Source organism: Massilia sp. CT11-137 (assembly GCF_047302885.1).
Lineage (GTDB): Bacteria > Pseudomonadota > Gammaproteobacteria > Burkholderiales > Burkholderiaceae_D > Telluria > Telluria orientalis.
The window spans coordinates 1,832,021-1,852,166 of the sequence record NZ_JBKYMP010000002.1 but is presented as its reverse complement, the minus strand read 5'-3'; the positions used below and the strand labels follow the sequence as shown (position 1 = coordinate 1,852,166).

Annotated in this window: 17 protein-coding genes; 8 read left to right on the top strand and 9 right to left on the bottom strand. The window is 68.2% G+C overall.

The window, feature by feature from the left end; translation table 11 throughout:
- Positions 1-10: 10 nt before the first annotated feature.
- Positions 11-781, top strand: a complete 771-nt coding sequence (locus ACEN98_RS24955; protein ID WP_413338624.1) for a head GIN domain-containing protein — start codon at positions 11-13, stop codon at positions 779-781.
- A gap of 68 nt (positions 782-849) precedes the next feature.
- Here the strand turns inward: ACEN98_RS24955 and ACEN98_RS24950 are convergent, their stop codons facing one another.
- From ACEN98_RS24950 to purU, 6 genes are all read right to left on the bottom strand, one after another.
- Positions 850-3,120 (bottom strand): TonB-dependent receptor, encoded by a 2,271-nt coding sequence (locus tag ACEN98_RS24950; RefSeq protein ID WP_413387569.1) that lies wholly within the window; start codon positions 3,118-3,120, stop codon positions 850-852.
- 7 nt (positions 3,121-3,127) lie between these two features.
- Positions 3,128-3,568 (bottom strand): YcnI family protein, encoded by a 441-nt coding sequence (locus tag ACEN98_RS24945; protein ID WP_413387568.1) that lies wholly within the window; start codon positions 3,566-3,568, stop codon positions 3,128-3,130.
- Between the two features lie 10 nt (positions 3,569-3,578).
- Positions 3,579-4,022 (bottom strand): copper chaperone PCu(A)C, encoded by a 444-nt coding sequence (locus tag ACEN98_RS24940; RefSeq protein ID WP_413387567.1) that lies wholly within the window; start codon positions 4,020-4,022, stop codon positions 3,579-3,581.
- Between the two features lie 37 nt (positions 4,023-4,059).
- Entirely contained in the window at positions 4,060-4,434 is a 375-nt protein-coding gene (locus tag ACEN98_RS24935) for a DUF2946 domain-containing protein (protein WP_413387566.1), read from the bottom strand.
- 91 nt (positions 4,435-4,525) lie between these two features.
- Positions 4,526-5,068 carry a YaeQ family protein gene (locus ACEN98_RS24930; protein ID WP_371766214.1) on the bottom strand — a complete coding sequence of 181 codons (543 nt, stop codon included), beginning with the start codon at positions 5,066-5,068 and terminating at the stop codon, positions 4,526-4,528.
- 25 nt (positions 5,069-5,093) lie between these two features.
- Positions 5,094-5,960, bottom strand: a complete 867-nt coding sequence (purU, locus tag ACEN98_RS24925) for a formyltetrahydrofolate deformylase (RefSeq protein WP_056127582.1) — start codon at positions 5,958-5,960, stop codon at positions 5,094-5,096.
- Between the two features lie 126 nt (positions 5,961-6,086).
- On the opposite strand from purU, the gene ACEN98_RS24920 reads away from it, so the two are divergent.
- The 7 genes from ACEN98_RS24920 to ACEN98_RS24890 all read left to right on the top strand — a co-directional run bounded on the left by ACEN98_RS24920 (position 6,087) and on the right by ACEN98_RS24890 (position 13,974).
- On the top strand, positions 6,087-7,112 hold the full coding sequence (locus ACEN98_RS24920) for an NADP-dependent oxidoreductase (RefSeq protein ID WP_413387564.1): 1,026 nt from the start codon (positions 6,087-6,089) through the stop codon (positions 7,110-7,112).
- A gap of 100 nt (positions 7,113-7,212) precedes the next feature.
- Positions 7,213-7,575: a KGG domain-containing protein gene (locus tag ACEN98_RS24915; RefSeq protein ID WP_056127576.1), complete on the top strand. Its 363-nt coding sequence runs from the start codon at positions 7,213-7,215 to the stop codon at positions 7,573-7,575.
- A 124-nt stretch (positions 7,576-7,699) separates the two neighbouring features.
- On the top strand, positions 7,700-8,218 hold the full coding sequence (locus tag ACEN98_RS24910) for a M48 family metallopeptidase (RefSeq protein WP_413343735.1): 519 nt from the start codon (positions 7,700-7,702) through the stop codon (positions 8,216-8,218).
- A 234-nt stretch (positions 8,219-8,452) separates the two neighbouring features.
- Positions 8,453-9,691 carry a porin gene (locus tag ACEN98_RS24905; protein ID WP_413387563.1) on the top strand — a complete coding sequence of 413 codons (1,239 nt, stop codon included), beginning with the start codon at positions 8,453-8,455 and terminating at the stop codon, positions 9,689-9,691.
- Between the two features lies 1 nt (position 9,692).
- Positions 9,693-10,133: a phosphate ABC transporter substrate-binding protein gene (locus ACEN98_RS24900; protein WP_413343305.1), complete on the top strand. Its 441-nt coding sequence runs from the start codon at positions 9,693-9,695 to the stop codon at positions 10,131-10,133.
- Positions 10,133-12,877, top strand: coding sequence for an EAL domain-containing protein (locus ACEN98_RS24895; RefSeq protein ID WP_413387562.1), 2,745 nt, complete (start codon positions 10,133-10,135; stop codon positions 12,875-12,877). Before ACEN98_RS24900 ends, ACEN98_RS24895 begins: the two co-directional genes overlap by 1 nt.
- A gap of 2 nt (positions 12,878-12,879) precedes the next feature.
- Positions 12,880-13,974, top strand: coding sequence for a diguanylate cyclase domain-containing protein (locus ACEN98_RS24890; RefSeq protein WP_413389080.1), 1,095 nt, complete (start codon positions 12,880-12,882; stop codon positions 13,972-13,974).
- A gap of 5 nt (positions 13,975-13,979) precedes the next feature.
- Here the strand turns inward: ACEN98_RS24890 and ACEN98_RS24885 are convergent, their stop codons facing one another.
- Genes ACEN98_RS24885 through ACEN98_RS24875 form a run of 3 tightly spaced genes read right to left on the bottom strand, consistent with a single transcriptional unit; the run spans position 13,980 to position 20,130 of the window.
- Positions 13,980-15,581, bottom strand: a complete 1,602-nt coding sequence (locus ACEN98_RS24885; protein ID WP_413387561.1) for a glycoside hydrolase 43 family protein — start codon at positions 15,579-15,581, stop codon at positions 13,980-13,982.
- On the bottom strand, positions 15,578-17,056 hold the full coding sequence (locus ACEN98_RS24880) for a glycoside hydrolase family 28 protein (protein WP_413387560.1): 1,479 nt from the start codon (positions 17,054-17,056) through the stop codon (positions 15,578-15,580). Before ACEN98_RS24880 ends, ACEN98_RS24885 begins: the two co-directional genes overlap by 4 nt.
- Before the next feature lie 14 nt (positions 17,057-17,070).
- Positions 17,071-20,130: a TonB-dependent receptor domain-containing protein gene (locus ACEN98_RS24875; RefSeq protein ID WP_413387559.1), complete on the bottom strand. Its 3,060-nt coding sequence runs from the start codon at positions 20,128-20,130 to the stop codon at positions 17,071-17,073.
- Between the last annotated feature and the right edge of the window lie 16 nt (positions 20,131-20,146).

Sequence of the window (20,146 nt, the reverse complement as noted above, 5' to 3'; positions counted from 1 at the left end):
GGAGACCACCATGACCCACCATACCACCCGCCGTTTCCTCCTCGCCGCCTGCGCCCTTGCCTGCATCGCCCTCGCGCCGCAGGCCGAAGCGGGCGATTGGCCCTGGAGCAGGAGCGAACAGGTGCAGGGCAGCGGCCGCGTGCAAAGCCAGGCACGCGAAGTCGCCCACTTCAGCGGTCTCGCGATGTCCCTGCCGGGCAACGTCGAGATCAGGAGCGGCAGCGGCCGCGAAGGCGTGACGGTCGAAGCGGACGACAACCTGCTGCCGCTGATCGAGACCGTCGTCGAAGACGGCACCCTGAAGATCCGCGCCAAGCGCAACACGAACCTGCGCACCCGCAACCTGAAAGTCGTCGTGCAGGCGCGCGACATCGACCGCCTCGCGCTGGGCGGCTCCGGCAATATCGATGCGGACGTCGTACGCGGCAGCCGCGTGCGCTTCGACGTGGGCGGCTCCGGCTCCATCAAGGTCCGCAAGCTGGAAGGCGAATCCGTCAACGTCGCCCTGGGCGGCAGCGGCAACCTGCAGGCGCTGGACGGCACGGCGCGCAGCACGTCGATCTCGATCGGCGGTTCGGGCACCGTCGACATGGGCCATGTGCGCACCGAGAACGCCAGCGTCACCGTGGCCGGCTCCGGCGACGCGACCTTGTGGGTGCGCGACAGCCTGAGCCTGACCGTGGCCGGTTCCGGCGATGTCAATTACTATGGCGATCCGCAGGTCACCCGCTCGGTGGTCGGCTCGGGCAATGTGAAACGCCTGGGCGCCTCTCCCCGCTGACGTTCGCGTGGGCACGGGGTGCCCACCCTACGGCCATGTGCTGAACACACCCCGTGTCGGCGCACCAATTACAGATCCCAACGTATTTCGCCAGTCACGGTCCGCTGCGTGTACGGGTGAAACGCCCAGTAGGTACGGTCGTTGAGGTTGTCCACCCCGACCGCCGCGCTCCAGTGGCGGCCGAACCGGTAGCGCACCCGCGCATCGAACACGAGATAGTCCGACACCCCCATGTACGCATCGCCGTTCGGGTCGCTGTTGTCCAGCGTCCCGTACTGGCGGCCGCTGTAGCGACCTCCCAAGGTCGCGGTCCAGTGGTCGTTCGCCTTCCAAGTCGCCAGCATCGTCGCGCGCCAGCGCGGCACGCGGGGCTGCCACTTGCCCACGCTTCCCGGGAAGCCCGCGTTCTCCGTGATGATGGAGTCGGCAAACGTCAGGCTCCCCGTCAGGTCGACCCCTTTTACCCCGACGTCGTCCGCCTGCGCCGATACCTCCAGGCCGTTCGTCCGAATGCGGCCCACGTTCTGCACCGTGTTCACGGTCGTGCCGGCAGACACGAGCAGCGGCTGCGAATACAGTGCGTCGCGCGTCGTTTCGCGGAACAGCGTGACGCGCAGCGAACCCTTGTCGTTCAGCGTCTCGGCCGACAGCTCGCTCGTCCACGACTTCTCGGCCTTGAGGTTCGGATTGCTGTTGACGATCGCATTGTCGACGATGGAACCCTGGAACAGCTCGGCCGCCGTCGGGTTGCGCACGGCGCGGCCCGTCGAGGCCTTCAAGGTCCAGTCGGGACTGACGCGCCACGACAGCGCGGCCTTCGGCGACCATGCCGTCTCGCTGCGCGACGGAAAGCCCAGCGGCGCCGCCAGCACGGCGTTCGACAACTCGCCGCCATAGGCGCGCCACCGTTCGAAGCGGGCACCGACCGTCGCACGCCACGCGTCGCCGATGCGCCAGTTGTCCTGCGCATACAGGCTTTCCAGCCACGTGTTCCCGTTGAAGACGGAGACCTGGCGGCCGTCGCCCGCGTGCAGCCAGTCGCCCGCGCTGCCGAACACGCGCGTGCGCAGTTTCGCGTGGTCCGACTGCAGGCCGAATTCGACCGTGTGGTCCTCCGGCCGCCAGATACCTTTCAGCGCCAGCGTGTTCCAGCCGCTGCCGTGCATGTCCGTGACCTGGCCCGCGCCGTTCGTGCCGGCGTCCGGCACCAGCACGGTCGGCGTGCGCACGAGGTCGCGCGCATAGTCGTACACGCTGGCGGCGATCTCCCAATCGAACGTGTCGCGGCTGTGCTTCTTCAGCGACAGCCCGTGCATCGCGTGTTCCAGCGTGCCGCGGCTGGGTGCGAAATCGGAGGCGCGGATGTCGTACGCGCGGCCGTCGATGTTCACCCGCGTCGCCGTGGTGACGGGGTTGCCGGCCGCATCACGCAGATACGAATCGGCCACGCGCTTCGCCTCGTTGCGCCACCAGCCGAACGTGTAGCTGGCGCGCAGCTGCGGCGTGATGTCCCACGCGAGCTTGAATTTCGCGTGGTCCTGCACGGTGTGGGTCTGGCTCGTCGCGCCGATCAGCCACCAGTCCCTGTTCGACGGATTGCGCCCGGCGACGGCGCCCGTCACCGGGATGCCGCCACCGCCCGGCACGCCGGCCGACAGCAGTTTATTGGCGAACCCGATGGGCTGCGCATCGCTGTCCAGGCGCGACACGTCGATCCAGTACGACCACGCGCCGCTGCGGTCGCCCAGCGATGCGCTGCCCTGCCAGCCGTCGTAGCGGTCATCCGTGCGGTACAACGTGAACCCCTGCGAATGGCCGGACAGCTTGACGTGGGCTTCGCGCTTCGTCGGCATGCGCGTCTGGAAGTCGACGACGGCACCGACCGAATTGCCCGGGTACGCGGCCGCGAACGGGCCATAGAGCACGTCGACGCGCTCGATCTCTTCCGGCGTGACGAGGCCCCAGCGCGGCGTGTACGTGGCGCCGTTGCCGAGCAGGTTGGAGAGCAGGATGCCGTCCGCGTACACGAGCGAGCGCGCGCTGTTGCCCGTGCCGGAGGCGCGGCTCGCGAGCACGGCGTGGTCGTAGTCGCCCGTGTAGCGCTTGCGCACGTTCAGGCTGGGCAGGTATTTCAGCGCGTCTTCGCTGTCGACCGCGTTGATCCGGTCCTCGACCTGGGCACCCGTGATGCCTTCGATCGTCGTCGGGATCTGCGCGGGCAGCGACGTCGGGCGGCCCCCGGTGATGACCACGGTTTCCAGGTGCGTGTCGTCCGCATGGACGTGCGTCGTCAAGCACGCCAGCGCGGCGAGCGCGAGGCGATGATGTTGGAATCGCATGGGCACCTCAGTGATGGTGCATCGGCATCGCGGCGGGTAGCACTTCCAGCACCGGCGCGGGCGTCTTCGATTCGGGGGCGACGTCGGCCCAGTCCACGCGGCCCTTCTCGCATTGCTGGCCGACCTTGAACACCAGGTGGCCCGGCGCCTCGGGGAGCCTGGCCTGCAGCGTGAACTCGTCGTAGTACGTGTCCGGCAGCGGGCCGCCGCGCCAGTTGATCTCGCGCGGGGCCAGCGTGATGGTCCAGCCCGGCTTGGGCATCGGCTTCGCGGTGACGCCTTCCGGCAGCTGCACCGTGATGCCGGTCGTGGCGCTGCCGGCGCAGCCGTGGCCGACCTTGAACACGAGGGTTTGATGGGCGCCGGCCGGCGCGGTGGCCGGGGCGACGGTGATATGGGCGTGCGCCAGCGGCGCCGCGAGCAAGGCAGCGATCCAGAGAGCTTTCATGTGGCCTCCGTCAGTGAGCAGCGATGTAAGTCAGCGGTTTGACCGGCACCTGCACGGTGACGTTCTCGCGCTTCTTGTCGGAACCAACGAAGGTCAAGGTCAGCGGCACCTGTTGGCCTTCCTTGAGCTGCTGCTTCAGGTCGAACAGCATGACGTGGTAGCCGCCGGACGACAGGTTGACGCCCTGGCCGGCCGGCAGGTCGATGCCGTCGACCTTTTGCATGCGCATCGTCTGGCCGTCCATGGCCATCTGGTGGACTTCGGCGCGGCCCGCGACGGGGCTTTGCACGTCGACGAGGCGCGTGGCCTTGGGCGAACGCAGCTGCATGAAGGCGCCGGCCGTCTTCTGGGCCGGCACGGTGGCGCGGATCCACGGGTCGCCGACGGTCACCTGGGCGAACGCGGCGGTCGTAACGAGGCTGGCCGCGGCCAGCACGATAAATTTGTTGTACATGACTTTACCTGACAAGAATGAATAAGCGGAATGAAGGTCAGGCAAAGACAGGCGGGCCGCGCGGCACGGCCGCCAGCCAGACGGCCAGCGGGCGGGGGGCGTGATGGAACAGGAAGGGACGGGCTTCCGCGCCGTCCATGAGCGCGAGCGGCGCGTGCACGGGGGGCGGCAGGCCGTGGCTGCCCGCGTGGGCGAGGCAGTAGCCGCAATCGTCGAGGACGCGCATGCCGGCATGCTCGTCCTGCACGAGCAGCGCGGCCGCGGCGGCGAACGCGGCGCCGCCGTCGACGCTGCAGACGTCCAGCGGAATCGTCGGCCGGCTGGCGGCCAGCGCATGCGAGACCGTCGGCGCGAGCGCGTTCAGCAGCACGGCGAACAGTGCCAGCCACACGAAACGCAGGCGCTTTGTCATCGAACGAATCGGCAGAATCGACATGTTCCGATTATAGCCGCGTATGCACGGTGTGGCGCACGCGGCCCCTGTGACATTTTGTCCAGTGCGATCAGCGCTCGGCCATCAGGACTTCGCGCTCGACCTGCACGGTGCGCTCGCCGTCCGTCAGCCACACCTGGCCGTCCTGGATCGTGCATTGCAGCTGCATCGAACGCTGGGCCATCTGCTCCAGCTGGGCGCTCGTTTCCGCCGGGATGTTGATGATGGAAATTTTCTTGGTACGTTCGAGCTTGCTGGCCAGGCCCTTGAACCAGATGTTGCTGGTGGCGCTGTAGCAGTACACGACCACGTGTTCGGCACGGCCGGCCGCCTTCATGAGTCGGCGTTCGTCGGGCTGGCCGACCTCGATCCAGAGGTCGATCGCACCGGTGAGGTCCTTGAGCCACAGGGCGGGCTCCTCGACGTCGAACAGGTCCTTGCCGTACGCGAGCGCCGGGTCGGCGTGCAAGGCGAAGGCGAGCAGGCGGATCATCACGCGCTCGTCGGTTTCCGAAGGATGCCGCGCGATCGTGAGCGCGTGCTCCTGGTAATAGTTGCGGTCCATGTCCGCAATGTTCAGGTCTGCCTTGTAAATCGTTGCTTTCAGGGCCATCAGGTAATCTTTTCTTTCGGTCGGTTCAGCTGAACACGACAGTCTTGTCGCCATTCAGCAGGATACGGTGTTCCACGAACCACTTGACCGCACGGGCCAGCACGACGCTCTCGACGTCGCGGCCGATGGCCGTCAACTGCTCCACGCTCATGGCGTGGTCGACGCGCTCGACGTCCTGCTCGATGATCGGGCCTTCGTCCAGGTCGCCCGTGACGAAGTGGGCCGTCGCACCGATCAGCTTGACGCCGCGGCGATGCGCCTGCGCATACGGACGCGCGCCCTTGAAGCTGGGCAGAAACGAGTGGTGGATATTGATCGCCCTGCCCTTCAAGGCATCGCACAGGCCCGGCGACAGGATCTGCATGTAGCGCGCCAGCACGACCAGGTCGATGCGGTGGGTATCCAGCAAGTCGATGATGCGCGCCTCCTGGGCGAGCTTGGCCGATTCGCTGGCACCCGCCTCGAGCGGCAAGTGGTGGAACGGGATATTGTAACTGGCCGCGAGCTGGTAGAAGTCCATGTGGTTCGACACGATGGCCGGAATCTCCACCGGCAGCAGGCCGCTGCGGTAGCGGAACAGCAGGTCGTTGAGGCAATGGCCGATCTTCGACACCATGATCAGCACGCGCGGCTTGGCGCCGGCGTCGTGCAATGCGCCGTCCGCGCCCAGGTCCCCGCACAGCGAGCCGAAACCGGCGCGCAGCAATTCGTCCGAGATGGCGTCGTCTTCCAGCGCGAAGTGGATGCGCATGAAGAACAGCTTCGATTCCGGATCGCCGAACTGGGCCGAGTCGATGATGTTGCAGCCGTGTTCGGCCAGAAAACCCGAGACGCGCAGCACGATGCCGCGGTGGTCCAGGCAGGACAAGGTCAGGATATATTCTGGATACATTGCTAAAAACTTCAGAATGGTTGAGGTTGACTGAGCCCGACCATTGTCGCATAACCGGGGTCAGAGCCCGATTTAAAGAAATTGCCCAAAACCGGGCTCTGACCCCGGTTTCAACAGGAGACGCAAATGACAACGAATCGGCAATTCCGCCTCGCCGCCCGTCCCGTCGGCATGCCCAGGCCCACCGACTGGCAACAAACCGAGGAACCCCTCGCCCCGCTGCAGGACGGCGAGGTACGCGTGAAGGTGCTGTACCTGTCGCTCGATCCGGCCATGCGCGGCTGGATGAACGAAGGCAAGTCGTACATCCGTCCCGTCGCGATCGGCGAAGTGATGCGCGCGGGCGGGATCGGCCTCGTCGAGGCGTCCAACTCGCCGCATGTGGCCGTCGGCGACACCCTGACCGGCAGCTTCGGCGTGCAGCGGTACTGGACGGGCCCCGTCGACGCGAAGGCGGCCGCGGCCATGAAGATCGATCCCGCCCTCGCCCCGCTGCCGGCCTGGCTGAACGTGCTGGGCATGCCCGGCATGACCGCCTACTTCGGCCTCACGGACATCGGCCAGCCGAAGGCGGGAGAAACCGTCGTCGTGTCGGCGGCGGCGGGCGCCGTCGGTGCGACCGTCGGCCAGGTGGCGAAGCAGCTGGGTTGCCGCGTCGTCGGCATCGCCGGGGGGCCGGACAAATGCCGCTACGTCGTCGAGGAACTCGGGTTCGACGCGTGCATCGACTACAAGGCGGGGCCGGTGCCGGCGGGACTCGGGGAACATTGCCCGCAGGGCGTGGACGTCTATTTCGACAACGTGGGCGGCGACATCCTCGACGCCGTGCTGGCCCGCATCAACCTGAAGGCGCGCATCGTGATCTGCGGCGCGATCTCCCAGTACAACAACACGACGCCGGTGCGCGGCCCGGCCAATTACCTGTCGCTGCTCGTGAACCGGGCGCGCATGGAAGGCATGGTGGTATTCGACTATGCGGCGCGCTATCCGGAAGGCGTACAACGGCTCGGCGCGTGGCTGCGGGCAGGGGCGATCAAGAGCCGCGAGCACGTGGTCGAAGGCCTCGATCACTTCCCGGACGCCCTCACGATGCTGTTCGAAGGGAAGAACTTCGGGAAGCTGGTGCTGAAGGTGGCAGACGACGCACATTGAACCAACCGCACGCCGCCGGAACCATTTGATCCCCTGCCTCTCTAACCGCACGAGCGCATCCATGAACGCTCGTTGATAGTTCAGGCACAAGGAGATCGATATGGCGACAAGCAAGGAAGGCGGCCACAAGAGCGCGGCCGACGCCGGCGGCAACGAGCAGAAAAGCCAGCCGGCCAAGCGCGGTTTCGCTGCGATGGACCAGAACCAGCAGCGTCAAATCGCCAGCAAGGGCGGCCAGGCCGCCCACCAGAAGGGGACGGCGCACGAATTCGATTCAGAAGAAGCGCGCCGGGCGGGCCAGAAAGGCGGGGAAGTGGTCAGCCGCAACCGCGCCCACATGGCCGACATCGGCCGCAAGGGCGGGGAAAGCCGGCAATCGGCCAACCGCGCCGCCGCCGCCGCGAAATCGGGCAACCAGGCGGGCACTCAGGCGGGCAACCGCCAGGGCAGCAAGGAGTCTTGAACTTTGGGGCGGTTCCCCTCACCACAGCGCGCAAGCGCCGACCGCGCCGCCGTGCCGGGCGCGGTTGCTCATCGCATTGCCGGGAGATGCGCCTGGAACATGGACGTGCTACAGTTCCACGCTTATGTCCACCGCTTCCCACCTCAAATACCTGGCCGCGTATCCCGCGCACATCCTGTCCCAGGTCGAGCGCCTGATCGCCGACAACCGCCTGGCCGACCACCTGCGCCAGCGCTATCCCGACGCGCACGACGTCCGCACCGACAAGGCCTTGTACGGCTACGTGCAGGATATGAAAGATGAATACCTGCGCAACGCCGAGCCCGTTTCGAAAGTGGCGTACGACAGCAAGATCGGCATCGTCCAGCAGGCCCTCGGCCTGCACACCGCGATCTCGCGCGTGCAGGGCGGCCGTTTGAAGGCCAAGCACGAGATCCGCATCGGCACCGTGTTCCGCGACGCGCCGCCGGCCTTCCTGCGCATGATTGCCGTGCACGAACTGGCGCACCTGAAGGAAAAGGACCACGACAAGGCCTTTTATAAACTGTGCTGCTGGATGGAGCCCGACTACCACCAGTTCGAATTCGACGTGCGCCTCTATCTCACCCAGCTGGAGCTGGGCGGCGAACGGTTGTGGGCGTGACCGATCCCGAGCGGCCCACGGAAATTGCAATATGCACCATGGATGGCCGAAATGACCACCATCCCTCGTTGCCGTAGCACAACAAGTTATTGAACATCAGCCGCCGCGGGCCAAAAGCTGTCGACTTCCGCATGCGCACCGATTACAGTCGAGATCCGCGCTTCCTGCGCCCAGTGCCTGCCATCCGCGCAGGCTGAATGAACTCCGGCCGGTCGGCCGATCCCGACGAGACCCATGCAGCGACAACGCCTCGCCCAATTCCTGTTTCTTTCGCTGTCCGGACTTGCCGTCGCCAGCGCCGCCCGCGCCCAGGACATGCCGGACTGGCGCATTTCCGGCTTCGGCACGCTGGGCGTCGTGCACACCGGCGAACGCGAGGCCGATTACACGTCGTCCGTCTTCAAGGCCAACGGTGCCGGCGCCACGCGCCGCTGGAGCACCGACGTCGACAGCCGCCTCGGCGTGCAACTCGACGCCACGCTCGCGCGCCACTGGTCGGCCGTGCTGCAGGTGGTCAGCGAACAAGGCCTCGACAACACTTACCGGCCGCGCGTCGAATGGGCCAACATCAAGTACCAGGCGACGCCCGAACTGGCGCTGCGCGTCGGCCGCATCGCGCTCCCCGTCTTCCTGACGGCCGACTACCGCAAGGTCGGCTATGCGTATCCGTGGGTGCGCCCGCCCGTCGAAGGCTATAACGTGTTGCCCGTGACGAGCAGCGACGGCATCGACGCTACCCTGCGCTGGAGCGTGGGGCGGGTCCGCAATGCATCGCAGGTGTTCTACGGCCACAATTCCGTTTCGCTGATCGAACCGCTGCACGTGTACGGTCGCCGCAGCATCGGCATCTCGAACACGAGCGACTGGGGCGCGCTCAGCGTGCGCGCCAACGTGGCCAGCGCCGAGATCTCCAGCGACATCGGCGCCGAATTGTTCCGCGCGTTCGACGCCTTCGGCCCAATCGGCCAGGACCTGACCCGGCGCTACGCGCTGGACCACAAGCGCATGATGCTCGCGAATATCGGCGTGAACTACGACCCGGGCGCGTGGTTCGTGATGGCCGAAGCGGGCCGCACGGTCAGCCCTTCCTTCCTGGGCTCGACGCGCAGCGCCTACGTCAGCGCGGGCTGGCGCTGGCGGGCGTTCACGCCGTACGCGACGTATGCGCGCGTGCGCGCCACCAACGCGACGACGGATTCCGGCCTGCCGGTCGCCGCCCTGCCCCCGGCGCTGGCGCCGACGGCGGCCGCGCTGAACGCCGGCCTGAACACCCTGCTGTGGACGATCCCGCAACAGACGTCGCAGGCGGCGGGCGTGCGCTGGGACCTGCGCACGAACATGGCCCTCAAGCTGCAATACGACCGCGTGACGCCGCAGGAAGGCTCGCGCGGCACGTTCATCAACCCGACGATGCGCTTCGTGCCAGGCCACCCGGTCCACGTGGCCAGCGTCGCACTCGACTTCGTGTACTAGCATGGCGACGCTCAAGTATTCCCGCCTGCTGGGCACGTCCCTGCTGTTCGGCATCCTGGCCGGCGCGCCGGCGACGGCGGCCGATCTCGTCGTGATCGTCTCCGCGCGCAATCCCGTCGCCACCTTGCGCGCCGACCAGGTGGCCGCGATCTTCCTCGGCCAGTCCGTGCGCTTCCCGGACGGCACGGAAGCGGTGCCGTTCGACCTGCGCCTCGGCGCGCCGACGCGCGACGAATTCTATGCGCGCGTGACGAACAAGACGCCCGCGCTGCTGAAGGCGCACTGGTCGAAGATTGTCTTCACGGGCCGCGGCCAGCCGCCCTCGGAGCTGGCGGACAGCGCGGCCGTGCGGCGCAAGGTGGCCGGCGATCCGGAAGCGATCGGCTACATCGAACGCAGCGCGCTCGACGCGAGCGTGCACCCGGTCCTCATGGTGCAGTGATGACGCCGTCCGCCGACTCCGACCGCCGCCGTCCCCGTTGGCTCGCGCGCGCCCTCGAGACGCACATCGCGCTGCCGCTGTTCGCCCTGCTGCCGCTGGTGGCCATCTGGGCCGCCTGTTTCCACTTCGTCGAAACGGAGCGGCGCGCGGCCGTCGACGCGGCGCGCGATGCCGTGCGCGAGCAGCTCGAGACGTACGAGGCGCAGGTCGCGCGCAACCTGAACGCCATCGACCAGACGCTGAAGGTGATCAAGTATTCGGTCGAACTGAACGGCCCCCACGCCGCGCTGCCCACGCTGCGCGCCGAGGAACTGCTGCCGCCCGGCCTCGTGTTCCAGGTCAGCGTGGCGGACCGCGACGGCACCATCGTCGACAGCAATCCCCCCATGCCGGCGCATGATGTGTCGCGCGCGCCGTATTTCACCGTGCACGCGAACGGCGGCGGCCACGGGGTATTCGTCAGCCAGACCGTCGGCGACAGCGCCCGGTCCGAGCCGCACCTGCACTTCACGCGCCGCATCGAGGACGGCCACGGGCGCTTCGCCGGCGTCGCCATCGTCGAAGTCGATCCGGCGTATTTCACCAGCTCGTACGAACGCTCGCGCGGGGGCGAACTGGGCCTGCTGGCGCTCGTCGGCAGCGACGGCGTCGCGCGCGCCGTGCGCATCGGCGACAAGGTGTCGTGGGGCCAGCCGATCGCGCTCGACGGCATCGGGGAGGAAGCCGTCGCCCCGCATCCGACGGCGCCGGACGGCATCGAGCGCTATGCGGGCGCGCGCCGCCTGTCGGGCTTCCCGCTCACGGCCGTCGTCGGCCTGGCCGACAGCGAACAGATGGCGCAGTACGAGCAGCACTACGGCACCTACCTCGTCGGCGCGACGGCCGCGAGTTCGCTGCTCGTCGCCGTCGTCGCGATGATCAGCGCGTGGTCGTGGCAGGTGGCCAAGGCGCGCCGGCGCGAGCGCCAGGCGCAGCAGACTTATGCGGCCGCGTCGGAAGCGAGCCCGGACGCGTTCTTCGTGCTGCGCAGCGTGACGGACATGAACGGCACCATCGTCGACTTCCTCGTCGAGGACTCCAACAGCCGCTCCGAACTCTTCACCGGCATCGCCAGCGAGGCGCTGCGCGGCCAGCTGCTGGACGATGCGCTGCCGTTTTACCGCACGAACGGCATGTGGGAACACCTCGTGCAGGTGGTGCTCGAACAGCGCGTCATCGAGGCCGAGTGGCAGGCGACCGCTGGTCCGACGGCCGGGCGCTGGCTGCAGCGCCAGATCGTGCCCGTCGAAGGCGGCGCCGTCGCGATGGTGCGCGACATCACGGAGCGCAAGCTGGCCGAGGAACGCATCCGCCACATGGCCCACCACGACGAGCTGACCGGCCTCCCGAACCGCAGCCTGATCCGCGACCGCCTGGACCAGGCCGTGCGCAACGCCCAGCGCAACGGCGGCCATCTCGCCCTCGCCTTCGTCGACCTGGACGGTTTCAAGCTCGTCAACGACGGCCTCGGTCACAATGCCGGCGACGAATTGCTGAAGGTCGTGGGCGGCCGCATGCAGGCCTGCCTGCGCCGCACGGACACCCTCGGCCGCCTGGGCGGCGACGAATTCGTGATCCTGTTGCCGGAGGCCGGCGAAAGTCCGCTCGCGCTCACGCCCGTGCTGGAAAAGATCCGGCAAGCCGTGACCGAACCCGTGCAGATCGGCGACCAGGCGGTGCGCGTGAGCTGCAGCATGGGCGTCGTCGTGTACCCGCGCGACGGCGAGGATCCGAAGACCCTCATGATGAACGCCGACGCCGCGATGTACCGCGCCAAGGACCTGGGCAGCAACAACTTCCAGTTCTACACGCGCGAGATGAATGCCAGCGTCGAGGCAAAGCTCGTGATGCTGGAAGACATGCGCAGGGCGCTGGACGCCACGCTGGCGGACGACACGCACGACGCCACCGATGGCCAGGCGCCCGCGTTGCAAGCCCCCGCGGGGCGCTTCCACCTGCTGTACCAGCCGAAGGTCGACCTGCGCACGGGCCGTTTGTTCGGCGTGGAAGCGCTGATCCGCTGGCGCCATCCGGAACACGGCATCGTGCCGCCGATGCGCTTCATCGGGCTCGCGGAGGAGTCGGGCCTGATCGTCGGCCTGGGCGAATGGGTCGTGCGCACCGCATGCCGCCAGGCCCAGTTGTGGCGCGCGGCGGGGCTGGATCCGCTGACGGTGTCGGTGAACGTGTCGGCCCGCCAGTTCGAGGAAAAGCGCCTCGTCGAACGCATCGCCGGCGCCCTGCGCGACACCGGCCTGCCGCCCTGCGCGCTGGACCTGGAAGTGACGGAAAGCCTGCTGATGCGCGACCTGAACCAGGCCATCGAACGCATGCGCGAACTGAAGGAGATGGGCGTCACGCTGTCGATCGACGATTTCGGCACCGGCTATTCGAGCCTGTCCGCGTTGAAATCGTTCCCGATCTCGACGCTCAAGATCGACAAGTCGTTCGTGCGCGACCTGGCCTCCAACTCGGACGACCAGGCGATCGCCCTGGCCGTGATCTCGCTGGGCCACCGCCTGCACCTGCGCGTGATCGCCGAGGGCGTGGAGACGGTCGAACAGCGCGACTTCCTGGTGGCGAACGACTGCGACGAGATGCAGGGCTATCTGTTCAGCCCTCCGGTGCCGGCCGAGCGCATCACGGAGATGCTGCAGGCCCAGCAACGCCAGCCGCGCGACGTCACGCAATTGGCGAGGGCGTGAGCATGATCACCCGCCACCAGACCGCGCGCATGCTGTTCGGCGCGGACCGCAAGCTGCACCGCATGCTGCAATACTGGGCCGGCACGGCCATCATGTACACGATCGTCATCGGCATGTTGTTCGGCCCCGCGGCGCTCGCGGGACAGCCGCAGGCCCGTGCCATCTGCCTCTACGTCACCGCGGGCGTGGCCGTGTTCTACCCGCTGGTGCGCATCGGCGCCCGCATCGGGCTCGCGCCGACCATCCTGGCGGGCCTGCAGGGCATCTTCAGCATCAGCTGCCACGTCTGGGGCTATTCGATCGCCGGGCCGCTGCGCGGCGCGACCCTGGTGGGGTTGCCGGTCATCGTCGTGTTCTGCGTCTTCGCCCTGCGTCCGCGCCAGACCCTGATGCTGACCGCCTTCAACCTGTCCGTCATGGGCGCCACGATGTGGTGGCACGCAGCGCATGATCCGCTGCATTTTCCGCCTGAGGCCGAGGCCGTGAACTTCGTGTTCGTGACGGTCGCCTCGCTTGCGGTCACCCTGCTGACCGGCGAAATGAGCAAGCTGCGCGCACGCCTGAAGACCCAGAAGGACGAGCTGCTGACGGCGCTCGACACGATCCGCACGCTGGCCACCATCGACGAGCTGACCAAGCTGGCCAACCGCCGCCACATGAACGAGCTGCTGGCGCAGGAAGAACGCCGGCGCGACGCCGCGCGCGGACCGACCTGCATCGCCGTGCTCGACATCGACTTCTTCAAGCGGATCAACGACAGCTTCGGCCATGCGGCGGGCGACAGCGTGCTGCGCGACTTCGCGCAGGCCACGCGCGCCGAACTGCGCGAAGGCGACGCGCTGGCGCGCTGGGGCGGCGAGGAATTCCTGCTGATGCTGCCGAACACGACGCCCGCCAACGCACGCGCCGTGCTGGAGCGCATGCGCGCGCGCGTGGCCGCACTGAAGCCCTGCGATAGCGCCGCAGGGCACGTCAGCTTCTCGGCCGGCCTGAGCATCTGGCATCCCGACGAGCCCATCGTCGAGACCGTGAACCGCGCCGACAAGGCCCTGTACGCGGCCAAGGTGGCGGGACGCAACCGGGTGATCGAGGCCTGACGCCGTCAGCGTCCGGACCGGGTCACGCGGAACCAGTCGACGTCGACGTAATCGCGCACGATCGGCCGCGGGCCGCCGCCCTCGCGCGGCGCGTCGGTGTCGCCCTTGATCCACGTGAACACGGCGGGCCGGCTGCCTTTCCACCACGAGAACGGCGCGAGCTTCACCGGCGTACCGGCCGCGTGGAACTCGTCCGATTCGTCCCGCGCATACGAGAAGCGCACGGTCTGGTCTTCCGCCACGGCCGCGCGCAGGACGATGGCCTTGCCGTCGACCTTGCCCACCCGCGTCTCCACGCCGCCGTTCGCCACCGTCACATAATCCTTGCCATCCTCGTGCACGACACCGACCCACGGCACGCCCACGCCGAACAGCACGAGGCCCGCGCGCTGGCGCTCGCCCAGCCCCTTCAGTTCCAGCCGCGTCGTGATCTCGGACGCGGGGCCCTGCAGGATCTGCGTGAGGACGTTGCGCGCGCCGACGAGGTACTTCGCCTCGTTGGCCTGCAGGCGCAGATAGCCGGGCCGCTGCGTGAGGCTCCAGTGCGCATCGTCCGGATTGTGGTTCCACGACCATTGCAGGCCCAGCGCCGGCGCGGCGAATTCGTCCGAGTCCTGCAGCCGGTCCGCGGGCGTGCTGCGGCCCGTGTCCGGGACCGGTCCCTCGAGCACGGGCAGGCCGGCTTGTCCGATCTCCGGCCAGTCGTCCTTCCACACGACCGGCTGCAGGTGCGCGACGCGCCCGAACGCGCCCGTGCTGTTGAAGTGGATGAACCAGCCCTGCCCCGACGGCGTCTCGACCCAGCCGCCCTGGTGCGGCCCCTCGATGCCGTTCCCCGGCACCAGCACCTTGCGCGCCTCGTACGGCCCGTCGATGCGGCGCGCGCGCAGCACGGCCTGCGGTCCGTGCCCCACGCCGCCGATGGGCGCGAAGATGTAGTAATAGCCGTTGCGCTTGTAGACCTTGGGGCCTTCCAGCGTGGGCAGGTTGACCTTGTCCTCGACGATCGTCCTGCCTGCGTCGAGCACGCGGGTACCGTCCGCGCGCATCGCATGCAGGATCAACGGCCCGGCGCCGACCTTCGAGTGGACGAGGTAGGCCTTGCCGTCGTCGTCCCAGAACGGGCACGGGTCTTCGTAGCCGGGACCGGCGATGACGGCGACGGGCGCGCTCCACGGCCCGGCCGGGTCATTCGCCGTGCTCATGAAGATGCCCTCGTCCGGCGTCGCCCAGTACACATAGAATTTGCCGGCGTGCTCGCGCAGCGACGGCGCCCACACGCCACGGGCGTAGCGCTGGCCCGTGACGGGTTTCGACGTGGCGTCCGTCAGCGTGTACGGCGGCACCATGTCGTAGGCCGGGTCGAACGGGAGCCGCGGCAGCACGTGGCCGGCGATGGTCCAGTGCACGAGATCCTTCGAACGCAGCACGGGCAGGCCCGGCGAGAAGTGGAAGCTCGACGCGACGAGCCAGTAATCGTCGCCGGACCGGATCACGTCCGGATCGGAGTAGTCGGCGTACAGGATCGGGTTGCGGTAGGTGCGCACGGGTTCCGCCGCGTGCGCGGTGCCCAGCAGGACGGCCAGCAGGAAGACGAGTCGTTTCATGGTGTACAGGGAGAGTCGGCGTCGGGGCCCGCCAGCAGCATCGGGCGCGGGTCGGGGTCGGTGGTGGTGAAGCGCACGCGCTGCAGGGTCAGGCGGCGCACGTGGCGGGTCCACAGGCCGTAGGCCGGCATCACGGTCGAAAACATGTGCGGATCGGGATACGCCGCGGGTGCTTCCGGGATGTCCTGCTGCCGCACGGCGGGTTCGGTCGTCGCGGTCATGGGCAGGGCGACGTCGCGCAGCAGCACGTCCTCGATCGCGTGGCCCGGCACGCCCGTGAAGAACGAGCCGCGCCTGCCGTTGTCGCTGCCCGTGATGCGGTCGAACACGATGCGGCGCAGGCGGCCCGGCTGCGGGCGCGCCTGTTCCGGCCGCACGCGCCCGCGGTCGCCCAGACGCAGGAACAGCGGGCTCTCGGCGCGCACGATGCGCGCATCGTGCACGAGCACCCGTTCGACCGTAGCGCCGTCGACGGATTCCCACGAGATGCCGCCGTCGGCCTTGCGGCGCTTCATGGCCCGCATGTCGGCCGCCGGCCCGCCCACCTCCACGTGGCGCACGAGCACGTTGCGGAAATCGCCCTGCGAATCCGTGCCGAACTTCAGTGCATTGCACGTGCTGTACAGGCGGCAGTGCTCGACGAGCACCTGGTCGATCGGCCGCTGGCTCGCACCCTTGAAGCAGAGGGCATCGTCCTCGGCGCTGATGAAGCAGTTGCGCACGATGACGCGGCGGCAGCCGTCGATGTCGATGCCGTCGTTGTTGTGGTTCACCTGGTTCTCGACGTGGATGCCGTCCACGATCAGGTCCTCGCAGTTCAGGTAGTTCTGCATCCAGCACGGCGAATCCTTCAACCGGACGTCCGCGATGACGACCCGGCTGCAATCGAGCATGCGGATGAGGAACGGCCGGCCCGGCGTGGCGCCGGTCGTTTCCTCGCCCGGGAAGTTGGCCGGCGTGCCGCGCCCGTCGATGAGCCCTTTGCCGCGGACGCCGACGCGCGTGCAGCCCTCGGCGAAGATCAGCGACTGGTTCATCCCCATATTGCTGTCCTGGACCGTGGGCCGGCGCGCGCGCCGCTCCGGATAGTCCTTCAGGTCCGTGCTGGCCAGCAGGCGCGCACCTTCGGCCACTTCCAGCATCACGCCGGAGCGCAGGTCGATGGTGCCGCTGACGTAGTCGCCCTGCGCCAACCGGACCACGCCGCCGCCGGCCGCCGCGCAGGCGTCGACGGCGCGCCGGATCGCGGCCGTCGCGGGTTCTCCGGGCCGCAGGCCGTAAGCCTCCGGCACGAACACCTTGTCCGGCACGGGCCACGGGTGCAGCGTGCGCGTCAGCTCGTCCGCCATCGCATCCAGGTCGCGCCGCAGCGCGTCCGCCCAGCCGGGCGTCGCGCACGCCGCGCCCCGCGCGACGGCGGGCAGCAGCCACGGCGCCAGCAGCGCCGCCTGCAGCAGGGTACGTCGTTCCATCATCGTGCGGGCCTCCTTCACAGCTTCACGTTCAGGGTCACGAACAGCTGGCGTCCGAGCGTGTCGTACGTGGCCGGGATCGTGTTATTCGCCGGCAGCTGCGCGGAACCGAGGATCGGCGGATCCTTGTCCAGCACATTGCGCACGCCGCCGGTCAGGTTGACCATGCGGCTGAATTCCCAGCCGGCGGTCAAATCCAGCCAAGTATAGGACTTGATCTTCGGATTCGTCAGCGATTCCAGCGCGGGCGGGTTCGCGGCCAGCGCGTACGAGTCCACCGTCACGGGGCCGGTATAGCGTGCGCGGGCCGAGAGCAGCAGCGGTCCCCGCTTCATGCTGACGCGCGTCGTACCCTTCCAGCGCGGCACCGGCTGGCCGCACGTGGCGCCCCACGTGCCCACGCAGCGGTTCTTCAGCTCGGGCAGGTCCTGGATCGGCGTGAACGTCAGCTCGTTCACGTACGTCCAGTTGGAATCGAGCGTCCACTGGATGCCGTCCCTCGTAAAATTGTAGTGGCCGGCGAGGTCCACGCCGCGCGTCGCGATGCCGCCGATGTTGGCGTTCGTCGTCATCACATACGTCGGTGCCGCGATCTGGCCCGTGATCGGGTCCCGGTTGATCGCGCGGCAGTACACACTGGCCGCGTTGCGGATCGTGTTGTAGCACAGGTCGAGCACGGACTGGATGCCGCCGCCGCCCAGCGTCGAGATGGCGTCGTCGACGGTGATGCGGTACCAGTCCACGCTCAGCTGCAGGCCTTTCACCGATGGCGGCATGAACACGGCGCCGACGGTGACGGTGTGCGACTTCTCGGCCGACAGGTCCGGGTTGCCGCCGACGACCTGCGTGATGAACGGCGACGGTTGCACGGCCGGGTCGAACACGAGGTTGGCGGGCACGCCCGTCGCTTCGCACAGCACGCGCACGGCCTGGGTCTGCTGCGCCAGCGGGGCGCGGCTCGAGCACGGGTCCGTGGCCGTCGGGCCGTTCGTGCCCTGCCCGCCGAACAATTCGCCCACGTTCGGCGCGCGGATCGATTTCTGCTTCTGCGCGCGGAACGTCAGTGCGCGCGTGGGCGCCCATTCCGAGCCGATGGAACTGGTCCAGACCTTGCCGACCGAAGCGACGTCGTAATCGGACCGGCGGAACGCGCCCGATACCGACAGGCTTTTCGCGAACGGCTTGTCCGCCAGCAGCGGCACGCGCACCTCGCCGTACAGCTCCTTCACCGTGGTCGAACCCTTCGTCGCACGGGCCGCGTTCCAGCCGGAGACGTCGCCCGACGACAGGAACACGTCCGGGCTGTAGGCGCTGTACGCGTAGCGGCGCTCGAAGCCGGTCGAGAAGTCGATGGCGCCGGCCGGCACGTCCATCAGCGAGCCCGCCACGTTACCGGCGAGGACGTTCTGCTCCGCCGTGATCTTCGATTTCGACGCCACCGAGATCGCATTGGCCGACGCCTCCGTCAGGTTCTGGCCGAACGGGTTCAGCACGGGCGCCGCGCCGTTCTGCGCCAGGATCGCGTTCTGGAAGCGGCTCAGCGAGATGGTTCCCGCCTGGTCCTGCGTCTCCGTCGTGCGCGCCTTCGTGTAGTACACGTCGTACTTCAGGTCGCGCAGCCAGCGGTCCGACACGTCCGGCAGGCTGCCGCGCAGGCCCAGCGCGATGCGGTAGACCTGGTGGTCCGTGTCCGCCACGCGTCCGCCCAGGTCGAAGAAGCGGCGGTTGTAGTTCAACACGGCGAGGCCGTCGCCCGGCGTCGTGGTCAGGCTCGACGTGCCGTTCGTGACGCGCGTCGTGCCCGTCTCGCGCAGGTCGAGCTGGCGCAGCACCTCCTGCATCTGCGGACTCAGATACGGGTTGTTGGTATTGAAGAGGAAGTTGCCGCTGGCGCTCGTCGGGCCGATCTGCACGCTCGCGGAATTGCTGCTGAAGTGCGCCTCCATGTAGCCCGTGGCGCGCTCGCTGAAATCGTAGTGGGCGAACGCATTGCTCATCCAGCGCTTCTGCGGCGTGACCATGTACGACAGCGGGCCGAGGTCGTACGCGTCGCCCGGCGCCGCGTATGGCCGGACACTCCTGCCGGCCGGGTCGAAGATGGCGCCGAGGGTCGACATGTTCTGCAGCCCGGCCGCGATGAGCGCCGCGTTCAGGGCCGGATTCGACGCGGCGGAACCGACGACGGGCAGGTTGCCGATGCGTCCCGTCGGCACGTTCGACGAGCCGCTGAAGATCAGGCCCGGACGCCCGCCCGCCGACACACAGGTCTGCCCCGCCGGCACGGCGAGCGGCGTGCCGGGACGCGTGGACGACCACGACGCTGCCGTCACGCAGCCATCGCCCAGCGACGGCAGCGCCCAGCCGCCACGCTCGCCGCGGGTAAAACCGTCGCGGTCCATGTAGTTGACGGAGACGACGACATTGCCCTTGCCGCCGCCGAAATTGCCGCCCACGGTCAGGTCGAGAGAGTCGTTCGGCGTGCGCGTGGGCTGGTCGATACTCCTCTGCGCGTTGATCTCCACGCCTTCGAAGTTATCGCGCAGGATGAAGTTGACGACGCCGGAGATGGCGTCCGAGCCGTACACGGCGGACGAACCGCCCGTCACCGTCTCCACGCGTTTCACGAGCGCCGCGGGGATCGTGTTGACGTCGGTGGTGAAGTCCGGACCCGTGATGGCGAAGCGGCGGCCGTTCACGAGCACCAGGTTGCGGGTCGGTCCCAGGTTGCGCAGGTTCAGCGTGGACGTGCCGGACGGCTGGCCCGGCTGCACCGTGTTCGCCGTCGGGCTGCTGAGCTGGTTCGCGGTGAACTGCGGCGTATCCGACAGCATCACCTCGAGGTTCTGCGTGCCGGTCAATTTCAGTTCCTGCGCGTCGACCGTCGTCACGGGCGTCGGGGCGAGGAAGCCGCGGCTGACCAGGCGGGAGCCGGTCACGACGACTTTGTTCTCCTCGGGTTTCGATACGTCGGCTTCCTGCGCGTTCGCGTGGCAACCGAGATTTGCCGCGATCAGTAACGCGGACATCGTTGTGGTGTGGTGGGCGCGGGCCCGCTTGTGCTTGCGTCTCGTCTTCATGCCGTTTTTCCTTATG